Below are 12,797 nucleotides of genomic sequence, written 5' to 3' on the forward strand. Positions count from 1 at the left end.
ACGCTGGGCGGAACGGTGCTTACGCTGGTCTTCCTGCCCGCGCTCTATGCGCTCTGGTTCCGGATCATGCCCCCGGCTGCGGGCCATAGGGAGGAGGAGGCGTGATCCTTTTGCCCGACAACCGCGCCGGAACGCCCATGTGGGACGCTTTGTTCAAAACCCCGCCCCAGGCGGGGGAAGAGCAGACCGCCCGCAAGCCAGCGGTTCAGCCTTGCAAGCCCTTGCCGCCACCTCCGGCGCAAACCTCGCTCAGGCGGCTTTCCAGATCGCGCAACATCGCGCCCCGTTCCTCGGGCGAGACGCGGGGCGCGGCATAGGCAACAAAGGGGGCCTCGACGGCATAGCCCAGATAGCGCAACTGACAATGGTGCAGCGGCCACAGCACCTTTTCGATGGAACCATAGGTGCCATCCTGCGAAAAGCGCGCCGCTGTCCCGCCGGTGGTGATCGCACAGAGCGCGCGTTTGCCCGCGAACAGTGCCGTCTCAAACCGCGCGCCGTCAACATAGGCAAAGCCATAGGCCATCACCTTTTCAAACCAGCTTTTGAGCAGGGCGGGCGGGCCGCCCCACCACAGGGGAAACAGCAGAAGCAATATGTCTGCCCCTGCCACCAGCGCCTGATCCTGCGCGATGTCGGTACTGAAGGTGCTTTGTTCGCAGGCGATGCGCTGTTCGGTCTGATAATGGAAATGCGCAGGATCGGACAGGACGGCAAAATCTCCGGGACCTGCGGGCGGGGCCGGAGGGCGGGCATAGAGGTCGATCACATCCATCCTGTGACCGCCGCGCGCCGCCGCCTCTTGCGCCACATCCAGCATGGCATGGGTGAAAGATTGCGGTTCGGGGTGGCAATAGACCGCCAGAATGTTCATGATGACTTTCCTTAACTGACTGTGTCGGCGTCTATCGAGGCCCGCGCCCGCCAGAAGGCCAGACCGGCCAGCAGCGACACCGCGCTGATCGCCATCAGCGCAAGCCGGAGCGCATCTTTGCTCTGCATCGCCATCGCGCCATGGGCATGGTCGCTGATCATACCCACCAGCGGCGGGCCAAGCCCAAGACCTACCAGATTGACAATCACCAGCGTCACGGCGGACACGGTCGCGCGCCGACTGGCCCCCGCCACGCCCTGACAGGTGGCATGCATCGGGCCGAAATAGGCGTTGATCATCGCATTGGCGAAACCCAGCGCCAGAAAGGCGGTGGCAAGATCATGGGAGGAAAACACCACCAGAAAGGCCGGGATCGACAGCCATCCGGCCAAGGCGGGCACCGTGACATAGCTTTTGAGCGAGGCCCCATGGAAACGGTCGCCCAGCCATCCGCCGAAAAATGTGCCCACCGCGCCTGCCAGCCCGACCGTGACGCCAAAGGCAAGGCCCAGAAAACCATTCGCCTTCAAACCCAGCCCGGCGGCCAGAGCGGCCAGTTCCGGACCATGCGCGCGCAGGAAGAAGGGCGCGAGAAAGGCGCCCGTGCCATAGAGCACCACAGCCTGTAATGCGCCGCCCGCCACGGTCCAGCGATAGGTGGATGTGGAGAGGAAGGAGGCGAGCGAGGCGCGCAGCGGCTCCGCCGGTGCGGTGCTGGTCAGCAGGGGAAAGGTCCGGCGCGGCTCTTTGAGCACCAGCATGACCACCACCGCGATCAGCAGGCCCGGCGCCCCCGCCACCACAAAGGTCCAGCGCCAGCCCAGCGCATCGCCCAGAATCCCGCCAAAGCCCAGCCCGATGAACGAGCCCAGCGGCAGCCCGGTCGAGAATATCGCCAGCGCTACGGCCCGCCGCGCCTTGGGCGAAAATTCGGCAATCAGCGAATGCGAAGGGGGAACCCCGCCTGCCTCGCCAATGCCTACGCCAAGGCGGCATATCAGCATTTGCGCAAAGGACCCCGCCGCCCCGCACAGCAGCGTGAACAGGCTCCACACCGAAAGCGCCACCGCGATCAGGCGCGGCCGGTCGGCGCGTTCGGCAAAGCGGGCGATAGGCACCCCCAGCAGCGAGTAGAACAGCGCAAAGGCAAGGCCGGTGACAATACCAAGCTGTGTATCGCTGAGCGCCAGATCATGCTTGATCGCTTCGGCCAGGATGTTGAGAACCTGCCGGTCGACGAAATTGAAAATATAGACCAGTGTGAGCAGTAGCAGCGCAGAACGACGATAGGCGCGCGATGTATCGACTGCCTCTTCGGGCCGATGCTTCATTCCTTGTCCCCCTCCATATCGGCAACGGGATATTCCGCCCCGTTGCAGACATAGCCCAGATCGCAGAAATCGCGCCGGGGTGGCGAGAAAATATCGACCAGTTGATTGCCGCCCTGCGCGGTCGAACGGCTGGTGTGAATGACCGTGGCGGGGATCACCAGCAGCGAGGGGCTGCCGATGGCGAGATGTTCATCCTCGCGCCAGTCGCGCAATTGCTTGGACCATGGATAGCGCAAAGAATGGACCCATTGCCCGCCCATCGCAAAGGAGCCCTGTTCGAAATCAGCATGGGAATGCGGGCTGAGCGCCATGATGTCGCGCGGGCCATCGAAATCGAAAATATTGATCATCAGATTGGCGCTGCGAAACATGCGCATCGGGCGGTCGCGGTAATCCTCGACGCGGTAATGGCGCAATTTGAACCCATCGTGGGGCGCGGGCCATGGCCGCATGGGGGCGACTTCGGGCGCGCCGTCGGCATAGATGTCGGCATTGGCGGCCATCGCGGCCAGATCCTGCGCCGCGCTGGAAAAGAGACGCAGCACCCGGCCTGCGCCGGTCATCTCGATCAGGCTGGGGCCGGGGGGCAGGATAACCACAGTGGCCGCTGCACCAAATTCCACCACATTGCCGCCCGCCTCTATGCGCGCCATGCCATCGGGGAAATAGACGATGCTTTCATCGGGATTGTCGCGTTCAAGCGTGGCCCCGGCGGGCAGATTGGCATAGGCCACCACGAAATTGGCGCCGCGCATGATCCATTCGCCGGACGCCTGTGTGGCAGAGCGGGACAGGGCGGTGTGGGACAGGTCGAACCGGCTTGCCGGGCGTGTCTGAGCGAAACTCATGCTTGCTGCTCCTGATGGCGGGGGCAAAGGGCGCGGATGTCCGAGGCGGCGGCCAGCGCCGAGGCGCGCAGGAAGGATTGGTCGGAACCCACGATGATGTGGCTGGCGCCCATGTCGATGAAGGTGCCGGCTTCTGCGGCGCGCCCCACCACCACGATGGCCGCCTTGCCATGGGCGCGCGCCAGCGCCAGCACATGACGCGTGGCCTCCATCACCTCGGGCGCATCGGGCCGGGTCAGGCCCATGGACAGCGCCATATCGGCCCGGCCCACCACCACCCCGTCCAGCCCCGCCGTGGCGATGATCGCTTCGGCCTCGGCCACGGCCTGCGCGCTTTCGATCTGGGCATAGATGCGGGCGCGGTCGCCCAGCGCCATGGCTTCCTCGATGGTGGAGGCGCCATAGCGGCCAAAGCGCGGCGAATTGGAAAATCCGCGCGTGCCTCCGGCAAAACGGGCCGCCTGCACCAGTTCGACGGCATGTTGCGCGCTGTCCACATGGGGCACCACCAGTCCGGCCGCGCCAATGTCGAGCGCCCACAGCACACTGGTGGCCGACCGGTCGGCGGTGCGCACGAACAGGTCCAGCCCCGCCGCGCGTCCGGCCACCATCATCAGATCGGCGGCGCTCCGGTCGAACGGGCCATGTTCGGCATCGACCACGCCAAAGTCCAGCCCCGCCAGACCCAGCAGTTCGACCACCTGCACCGCCGGCGTCTTGATGAAAGTTCCCACCAGCATCAGGCGGACGCCGCCTTGTCCAGCCCCATCAATCTTGCCGCATTGCCGCTGATCATCGCGCGGATCTGGCTGTCATCATAGCCCAGATCGATGCAGACGCGGATGACCGAGCGAAAGCCTTCGACCGGCGAGGGATTGTTGATCTGGCCCAGATCCGAACCAAGGATGGTCTGTTCCACCGTGCCCGCCTTGATCAGCCCGTCCAGCGTTTCGGGATCGAAGAAGCGGAAGCGGGAATCCTCGACGAACATGCAGATGCTGTGTTCGATAAAGGCCCCGTCGGCCACCAGTTCGCCGATGTCGCGCAGATTGGCGTCGATCACGAAAGTGGGATGCTGAACCAGCCGCCGGTTGACCCCGCGCGCCTTGGCTTCCTCGAACAGCGGCCAGATCTCGCTGATATGCAGGTGGCCCGCCGACAGCACGGCATCGGCCCCGGCGATCTGGTCGAGGATGAATTTCACCTCATCCTTGATCCGCCCCATATCGTCCACCACGGTCAGCATCTGGGGCTGCAGCATTTCCTGCGTGGTGGGCAAAGAGCGGTGGCGATGATCGTGGCGGATGTGATTGCCCGCCGAAAAGGTCGGCATCCACACGATATTGGCTCCCAGTTGCAGCCCGTGTTCGACCGCATAACGGTTGAGTCCGCCGGTGGTGTTATTCAGCGGCACGCCCGACAGCATGGTGATGCCAAGATCGCCATAATGCTTTTCCAGCAGCCGCACGACCGGGGTGACCGAATAATAGTGATCCTTGAACAGGACCGCGCGCAATTGGGCCTGGGATGCTTCGCGCAATGCCTCGATATGGTCGATCTCACGCGGCATGACCGAAGGGCCGCTGTGGCAATGCAGGTCAATCGCGCCCACCAGCAGCGCATCAATCCGCGCGTCGAGTTCCGTCTTGTCGTTCATGGGGCTTTGTCCTTAGAAATGCAGGTTGAAACGCGCGCCAAAGGTGCGGGGCGGGCGCAATTGATAGGCCTGCACATTGGCGGCATGGGTGGCGTTGCTCTTGATGACGGCATCGGTCAGATTGTTGACATAGACGCCCAGATCCCACGCCCCGCCTGCGGGCTTGTAGGTGGCGGTCAGATCGTGCTGCCAGACCGCCTTCTGGATGTCGTCGGGCAGATAGTTGAAGCCGGTGATGGTGGAGCTTTGGAAATGGGCGCGCCAGCCAAAGGTGATGGCCGCGCCCGACGGCAATTCCACCGTCTGATCGGCGGTCAGGTTGAGCGACCATTGCGGGGCCTGCGGCGGGCGCTGGCCGCTGCAATCCACGCGCAACTGGGGCGCGGCTCCGCTGGTCTGGCATAGGAATCCGGGTTGGACCGGCAGCGATTGCACATAGGTCAGGCTGTTGAACACCGCGTCGAGATATTCCACCTGCGCGCCCAGACTGGTCAGGCGGGTCGGTTGATATTGCAGATCGACCTGAACGCCTTTGCTGGTGGATTTGCCCGCATTATAGGTGGGAAAGATCGTCGCGCCCTGACTGTCCAGCGTGAACAGGCTGACCTGCTGGCCGGTCAGGCCCCAGTGGAAGGCCTCGACATTGAACGTCAGCTTGTTGTCGAGCAGGCGGGTCTTGGCGCCAAGGGTAAAGGCGGTGATGCGCTCCGGCTCAACCGTGTTGCTGTCGGTGGGCAGCACGACATGGCTGAAATAAAACCCGCCCGCGTGGAAACCCGTGGCCGCGGTGCCATAGACCATGATGCGCGGCGCGACATCGAACTGAAAGCCCGCGCGCCAGTTGGTCGCATCCCACGAACGCTTGCCCGCCAGCGGGATTTGCGATCCGCCCACCAGATCGGTCTGGCCGCCATTGGCTTCTTTGGTGTCATGGGTATATCGGATGCCGCCCAGCAGGCGCAGCCGGTCGGTCAGGCGCAGCGTTGCATCGGCAAAGGCGGCCAGGCTTTTGGAAATCTGGCGGTAATGGGCGATCGAGCCGGTCTGGTTGAAATTGTCGTAAATATAGCCCGCGTCGACATCGTCCTTGGCCGCAAAGGCCCCAAGAATCCAGGTCAGCCGCCCGCCTGCCTTTGAGGTGAGGCGGGTTTCGAGCGAATATTGATCGTCATGTTCGGCAATGTTGAGGGCAAAGGCGTTGACCGCGTAATAGTCCAGATCGGCATGGCGCCATGCCGGTTGCACCGTCAGCGTGCCGATGGGCGTGTCCACATCGACCACCGCGTGCAGGCCGTAAAAGTTGTTGTTAAAATGCAGATTGGGCGTCTGATAGGGCCGTCCGCGATTGCGCGCGGCAAAATAGAGTTGCCCGCGCGGGGAAAGATAGCCGACACGATCCTCGGCGGTGATCTTCTGGGTGCCCGCTGCATAGCCGTTGAAGAAGGATTGATCGACCAGCGCATAGCCGCCGCCCAATTGCCCCTGATAGCTGTAATCGGCGGCCACCTTGATGCGCAGCCCGGCATGAGGCTCGGCATAGAATTGCAGGCGGGCCGAGCGAGCCTTGTCGTCCTGTTCGCCATCGTTGAGATAGCCGTCATGCTGGGCCGTCTGGAACGAGGCGCGCAGGGCTGCCTTGTCGCCCACCGCGACATTGAGCGTGCCGCGTGTGTCGATCTCGTTGTAATTGCCCACGGTCACGCCAAGGCTGCCCGATGTATCGCCCAGCTTGGGCGCGGTGGGGACAAAGCTGATGACGCCGCCGGTGGCATTGCGGCCATAAAGCGTGCCTTGCGGGCCGCGCAGCACCTCGACGCGGGTCAGGTCGTAGAACTGGCCGTTGCCCTGATACTGGCGGAACAGCGGCACGCCGTCATAGGACAGCGACACCGCCGGATCGTTGAGCGAGGTGCCGCTGAGCGAGCCGACGCCGCGCATGAAATAGAGCGGCGTGGCGCCTGCGGCCTGCACGATCTGGACGGCGGGCACGATGCGCGACAGGCCGGTCATGGTGGTGATATTGGCGTTCTGGACGGTGGCGGTGGATACCACGTCGATGGCCACCGGGGTGCGCTGCACGCTTTCCGAACGCTTTTGGGCGGTTACGATGATTTCGCCGGGGGCAGCGGCATTGTCCTGTGCCCGGGCGGCGGTTGGCATTAGTGCTGAAAGTGTAAGAGTAATCGCCAGCACGGAAAGGCTGGCTTCGCCGGAATGCCTCATGCGTCTCTCCCAAGATGCGCGTTTTCGATGCGCTGGCCTGATTTTATGCCTTGCGCTCATCCGGTTCCTAGCGGCGGAATCACTTTGCGACTATCGGGGCGCGGCGCTTGGCTGTATTGCACGTTCTGCAATAATAGGAGCGAGGCCCGATGCGCCCGAACCAGCTTTCCGATATTCAATATGACGCGTTGGAACTGTTCGAACGGGTGGCCCGTTCGGGCAGCATTGCGGCGGCGGCACGCGGATTGGGCATCTCGGCCTCGACCGCCACGCGCAAATTGCTGACGCTGGAAAAGGCGCTCAATGCGCGCCTGTTCAAACGCACCACGCGCAGCCTCAGCCTGACCGAGGCGGGCGCGCTGGCGCTGGATTGGGCGCAGACGTCTCTGATTGCATTGGAGGAAACCGCCGACGATCTGGCCGCGATCACCGGGGCGCCTTCGGGGCGGATACGGCTTGCCGCGCCGCACTTTGGTATGAACACCTATTTGCCGCCGGTGCTTTCCAGCTTTTCGCGTGCCTATCCGCGCATCAATCTGGAAATCGTCACCACCGACGATCTGGTCAATCCGGCCACGGACGGGTTTGATATCGTGATCCGCTACGGCACCTTGCCCGACAGCCGCAATGTGGCGGTGCGCCTGACCGAATTTGACCGGATCGTCTGCGCCTCACCGGAATATCTTGCCGAATATGGGATGCCCAACAGATTGGAGGATCTGGCGGTGCATCAATGCATCGTCCATCAGGGGCATGATGAAACGCGCTGGTCGTTTGAGCGCGAGGGGCAATTGCTGCACCAGCCCATTCTGGCGCGGATCCGCACCGACAATGCCTTTTCGATCGAAATGTTCGCCGTCGAAGGGGCAGGCATCGCCCGCCTGCCCACGATCACTGTGCGGCGCAACCTTGCCTGCGGGCGCCTTGTCCGTTTGCTGGCCGATTATCAATGCGTCGAACCATCGGGCGATAAATCCAGCATCTGGGTGCTGCACAGCGGTCAGGATATGCCCTATCGGGTGCGTATCTTCATGGACCATCTGAAGGCGCAGATCCCGGCAGCGCGGCAGGCGATCTATAATTCCTGAGCGTTATTGTCGTCCCCCACGCCCGGCTGGGGCGGTTCGACGACGCTTATCTCTGGGCTGTCAAACAGCCTGGAGGACTTCCCTCTTGTGCCCAGACCGGTTTATTCTTCCAAGAAGCCCAGGCCGATACATGGACGGCACACCGGAGCGTTTGATAGGGGGACGAGAGCGAGAACTATGTCGGTTTACGCCTGAGGCCAAACGCGATGAGAATCCGCGTTTCGTTAATTTGGAAGCTGGCGAGATCGGCCCGAAACGCTTTGGTAAGGGGCGGCAATTCTGGGATCGACACCCGGTGTCTTTCGGAGAGATCTTATTTGATAAATATTGGAAAACCCTTGAATATTTAATATAGTATTTTGAAATAAATCACTAAATTTCTGTTTCCCAGCGTCTGATTTCCATTTGAGGTAGGAGCTTGTATGACCACCCGCAATGCCGATCACCCGATCGATCCCGATTTCCTCGCCCGCTGGAGCCCGCGCGCCTATAGCGAGCAGGGGCTGACCGAGGCCGACCTGTTGCCTTTGTTCGAGGCGGCGCGCTGGGCGCCCTCGGCGTTCAATTATCAGCCGTGGCGCTTTGCCTATGCACTGCGCGGCGATGCGAACTGGGATGCGTTTGTCGGCGCGCTGCTGCCCTTCAACGCAGGCTGGGCGCAGAAGGCCGGGGCGCTGATCTTCGTTCTGTCCGACAAGCAGATCACCGCGCCGGGGGCCAGCGAGGCGACGCCCGCCAAGTGGAACTCGTTCGATGCGGGCGCGGCATGGGCCTATCTGGCGCTGCAAGGGGCCAAGCGTGGATTGTCGACCCATGCCATGGCCGGTTTCGATCCCGAAGCGGCGGGGAATGTGACGGGCGCCGGTGAGCGCTATAAGGTCGAAGTCGCCGTGGCCGTGGGCTGGCGCGGTGATGCCGGTGATCTGCCCGAGGCGCTTCAGGCGCGCGAAAAGCCCAGCCCGCGTCTGACGGTGGGTGAAATCGCGTTCCACGGCGCTTTGAAGGTTTAAAGCAAAAAGGGGCGGCGCTTTTCAACGCCGCCCCCCTCGCTGTCAGATCGTTTCCGCTTATAACGAAAACGATCTTGTCCTTGATTGCCGCATTTTCTGAGCCGATGACCGTTTCCGGTCATCTTGAAAATGCTTAGAACGTCTTGCGCAGCAGGATGCCGCCATAGCGTACATCGTCGCGGGGCACGAGGCGGCTGGTCCCGGCAATTGTGCCATTGCTCAGCAGATTCGAGTAATGCTGATTGCCGATGTTCTTGACATAGGCGCGCAATTGCCAGCCATTGTCCTGACCCAGCAGCGCCACGCTGGCGTTGAGCAGGGCATAGGCGGGCTGGATCGTGCTTGGGGTTTGCGTCAACTGATATTGCGTGGCGCTTTTGAGCGTCACATCCGTTTGCAGCTCCAGATCCCAGCCCTGCGCCACGCCAAAGCGATAGGCGACATTTTCATAAAGCTTCCACTTGGGCGCATAGGGCAGGGTCTGGCCGTCGATGTTGCAACTGTTGGCCGCGCCCGCCGGACAGTTGAAATGCAGCACCTTGGCGTCATTATAGGCCACCGCCGTATCAAAGCTGAGGCCCGGGATCGGGTGCAGCCCAAGGTCGATTTCGACGCCCCGGCTGCGCGCGGTCCCGGCGTTGATCAGGCGAGTGACGATGGCGCCTGCGGCGATATCGCTGAAATTGGCCTGAAAATTGTTGAAGTCGGTGGTATAGGCCGCAAGGCTGTAAGTGATCTTGCGGTCCAGCGCCGAACCCTTGATCCCGGCCTCCCAGCTCTTCGACGTTTCGGGCGCCAGTGCGATTTCATCGCGGGCGAGCATGTTGAAGAACACATTATAGGCCGGGCCTTTATAGCCGCGCGAATAGGTCACATAGGTCTGGGCATGGGCGCCAAGGTCGAGTTGCAGGCCAAAGCGATAGGCATCGCCCCGCGTCGAGGTGCGCCCGGTGCTGCTGTGATAGCCCTGAATGCCCGTAACCGCGCCCGTGCCCGCATTGGCAGGGTCATTGGTCGAGGTGCGGTTGTGGTAATAGCTCAATTCATCCCACACCGAGCGATAACCGGCCAGAGCGCGGAAGTTCTTGGTAAAGTTGAAATTCGCCTCGCCGAACAGGGCGTAATTGTTGTTGGTCACGCCGTAATTGGCCACGCCTGTCGTCGCCACATTGGCGCCCGACACCACGCGGGTGATCTGGCGCTGATAGCGCTCGTCGGTCTTGGCGTTGAGGTAATAGGCGCCCACGACATAGTCAAAGAATTTGCCCTTGGGGCTGGTCAGGCGCAATTCCTGGCTGAACTGGCGCGAGGAGACATCGCCATAATCTTCGCCTTGGGGGATCGCGGCGCTGATTGCGGAAATGCCGTCAAAGTCCTGATGCTGATGGTTTTTCCAATTGCGATAGGCGGTGATCGAGGTCAGCTTATAGCCCTTGGGCAGCGACCAGTCGGCGGTCAGGCCAACGCCTGCATTCTTGTCGCGCACATCGGTGTCGAAATTGGTGCTGACCCGGCGGTTGGTCGCGCTGGGGGTGATGCCTGCGCCTGAAAGGAAGCCCGAAAGCGTGGCATTGTCCGTCACGGTGCCGGTTGGATAGGCGGTCTGGGTCGAGGACGTATAGACGCTGACGGCGGTGTCGCGTGATTGCAGATAATCGGCCTGAAACAGCAGCTTCAGATCAGGCGTGGGATTGGCCTCGATCTTGGCCCGCGCGCCATAGCGTTCAAAGCCATTGACCTTGTGGCCCGTGCCCAGATTGTCCACATTGCCGCGAAAATTGGTGTAAAGCCCGTCGATCCGCGCATTCACGCCATCGGCAATCGCCCCGGTGATGCCCGCCTTGGCGCGATATTCCTGGTCGGTGGTGGCGCTGACCTCGCCATAGCCGCCGGTGCGCGCGCTGGGGCCTTTGGTGACGATGCTGATGACGCCCGCGCTGGCGTTCTTGCCAAACAGCGTGCCCTGCGGCCCGCGCAAAACCTCGATGCGCTCCACCTCGCCCACGTCCAGCGTCGATTGGCCCGCGCGGGTCAGCACCACGCCGTCCAGCACCGTCGAAACCGAAGGCTCAACGCCCGGCGAGGTCGAGATCGTGCCCACGCCGCGAATGAAGATCGTGCGATCCTTGTTCGACGAACCATTGCGGAAATCGACCGAGGGAACCGTGGCCGAGAGATCCTGAAGATTGTGCAGCGCGCGATCATTGAGCGAGGAGCCCGAAACGGCGGTGATGGCAATCGGCACCTGTTGCAGCGTTTCGTTGCGATAACGCGCGGTGACGGTGATTTCCGCCGGTGCAGTTGCGGCTTCGTCCGCCAGCGCGGGAGCGGCGGGAAGGAAAAGCGCGCTGGCCAGCAGCAGGCTGCGCGTGTGGGGGCGGGTCATGGTGTCCTCCGTAATGAACCTTGCCCGCACCTATTAGTCAACCAAATGAGTAGAGAAAGAAACTTGATCTTTAGTGGCCGATAGCTGGGGCTACATTACCATGATTTTCAAGCCCTTCGATCCGGCCCAGCAACAGATGGATCCAGCCCAGCGCCAGCAGATAGGACACTGCCGCAAAGCCAAACAGCGGCGCGTAACCCAGCCCGGCCGCCAGCACGAGGCCGCTGATCTTGGAAATGGCCGTGCCGCCCAGATTGCCGCAGAACGAGCCAAAACCGGTGACGCGCCCGACCTTTTCACGCGGCACGATGTCGGCGATCAGGCCAAATAGGCTGGTCGAAAAACCCTGATGCCCGGCCAGTGCCAGCGCCATGATGGCCACCGCCTGCCACACCGCATGGCTGCCCAGCGCCAGAGGCACCGGCACCACGCAAAGCGCGCTGGCCAGCATCACGCCCTTGCGCAAGGCATTGACTGACACCCCGCGCCCCAGCAATCGCGCCGAGACAAAGCCCGACGAAAGCGACCCCACCGCCGCTCCGCCATAGGCAAAGGCCAGCGGCACGGCCAGACCAGTGCCCGAAAGGCCGAATTGGCGATGGAAATAATCGGGCATCCAGAACAGCAGCAGCCACCAAGTCGCATCCGAGAGCACCTTGGCCACGGCAATCACCCATGTCCGCCGTTCGAAGAAAAACAGCCGCCCGCCCACGGTCCGCGCCGCATCTCCCCGCAGATCCACGCCCCGCGTCGCCACCAGCCAAAGCGCTGCCCAGACCAACCCCGCCGCCCCCGCCAGTTCAAAAGCCGCGCGCCAGCCATATTCGGCCGCCACGAAAGGGATCGCCAAAGGCGCCAGCACCGCGCCCATGCTGTTCATCGCATTGGACAGACCAAAACCGGCGCTGCGCAGATGGGTCGGAAAGATCGTGGCGATGGTTTTGACGCCTGATGGCGTCCCCATCGCCTCGGTCGCGCCAAGGGCGATGCGCGCGGCGGTAAATCCCACCATCGAGCGTACCCAGCCATGGGCCATCGCCGCCACAGACCACGCCGCCACCCCCAACGGGTTGGCCCATTTCACCCCCAACCGATCGACAATCCAGCCCGCCGCCAGAAAGCCAAACGCCGCCCCGGTCTGAAACCATGCGGCCAGCGTGCCATAATCATCGTCGCTCCAATGCAATTCTGCGGCGATGGTGGGTTTCAAAACCGCGATGATCTGGCGGTCGACCAGATTGAGGATGCCTGCGCTGAGCGCCAGAGCGAAAAGCAGGTTGCGGCGAAAAGGGGTAAGGCGGGCGGTCATGCGCGGGGGATAGTCACCCAAGGTCTGCCCCGCCAGCAAGATTTTCTACTGCAGCGGTAGAGTATGCGCTT

At 62.5% G+C, this 12,797-nt stretch carries 10 protein-coding genes; 2 read left to right on the top strand and 8 right to left on the bottom strand.

Translation table 11 applies throughout. The annotated features are described in order from the left end of the window. Positions 1-205: 205 nt before the first annotated feature. Genes GGR38_RS22880 through GGR38_RS22905 form a run of 6 tightly spaced genes read right to left on the bottom strand, consistent with a single transcriptional unit; the run spans position 206 to position 6,933 of the window. Entirely contained in the window at positions 206-874 is a 669-nt protein-coding gene (locus GGR38_RS22880; protein WP_183629180.1) for an NAD(P)H-dependent oxidoreductase, read from the bottom strand. 11 nt (positions 875-885) lie between these two features. Then, a complete protein-coding gene (locus GGR38_RS22885; RefSeq protein ID WP_183629182.1) occupies positions 886-2,205 on the bottom strand; it encodes a spinster family MFS transporter in 1,320 nt (439 codons plus the stop codon). Next, positions 2,202-3,053 carry a cupin domain-containing protein gene (locus GGR38_RS22890; protein ID WP_183629184.1) on the bottom strand — a complete coding sequence of 284 codons (852 nt, stop codon included), beginning with the start codon at positions 3,051-3,053 and terminating at the stop codon, positions 2,202-2,204. Before GGR38_RS22890 ends, GGR38_RS22885 begins: the two co-directional genes overlap by 4 nt. Further along, positions 3,050-3,793, bottom strand: coding sequence for an HpcH/HpaI aldolase family protein (locus GGR38_RS22895; RefSeq protein ID WP_183629186.1), 744 nt, complete (start codon positions 3,791-3,793; stop codon positions 3,050-3,052). Before GGR38_RS22895 ends, GGR38_RS22890 begins: the two co-directional genes overlap by 4 nt. Further along, entirely contained in the window at positions 3,793-4,710 is a 918-nt protein-coding gene (locus GGR38_RS22900; RefSeq protein ID WP_183629188.1) for a DUF6282 family protein, read from the bottom strand. The genes GGR38_RS22895 and GGR38_RS22900 overlap by 1 nt, the downstream gene beginning before the upstream one ends. 12 nt (positions 4,711-4,722) lie before the next feature. Next, positions 4,723-6,933 carry a TonB-dependent receptor gene (locus tag GGR38_RS22905; RefSeq protein ID WP_183629190.1) on the bottom strand — a complete coding sequence of 737 codons (2,211 nt, stop codon included), beginning with the start codon at positions 6,931-6,933 and terminating at the stop codon, positions 4,723-4,725. A gap of 149 nt (positions 6,934-7,082) precedes the next feature. Between GGR38_RS22905 and GGR38_RS22910 the strand changes: the two genes are divergently transcribed. Further along, positions 7,083-8,021 carry a LysR family transcriptional regulator gene (locus tag GGR38_RS22910; protein ID WP_183629192.1) on the top strand — a complete coding sequence of 313 codons (939 nt, stop codon included), beginning with the start codon at positions 7,083-7,085 and terminating at the stop codon, positions 8,019-8,021. 422 nt (positions 8,022-8,443) lie between these two features. Continuing rightward, positions 8,444-9,031: a nitroreductase family protein gene (locus tag GGR38_RS22915; RefSeq protein ID WP_183629194.1), complete on the top strand. Its 588-nt coding sequence runs from the start codon at positions 8,444-8,446 to the stop codon at positions 9,029-9,031. 133 nt (positions 9,032-9,164) lie between these two features. Here GGR38_RS22915 and GGR38_RS22920 read toward each other — a convergent pair whose 3' ends face one another. Together GGR38_RS22920 and GGR38_RS22925 are read right to left on the bottom strand one after the other, a co-directional pair. Then, positions 9,165-11,417, bottom strand: coding sequence for a TonB-dependent receptor (locus GGR38_RS22920; protein WP_183629196.1), 2,253 nt, complete (start codon positions 11,415-11,417; stop codon positions 9,165-9,167). Positions 11,418-11,487: 70 nt separating this feature from the next. Beyond that, positions 11,488-12,747, bottom strand: a complete 1,260-nt coding sequence (locus GGR38_RS22925) for an MFS transporter (RefSeq protein WP_183629198.1) — start codon at positions 12,745-12,747, stop codon at positions 11,488-11,490. Positions 12,748-12,797: the final 50 nt, after the last annotated feature.

This window comes from Novosphingobium sediminicola, from assembly GCF_014196525.1.
Classification (GTDB): domain Bacteria; phylum Pseudomonadota; class Alphaproteobacteria; order Sphingomonadales; family Sphingomonadaceae; genus Novosphingobium; species Novosphingobium sediminicola.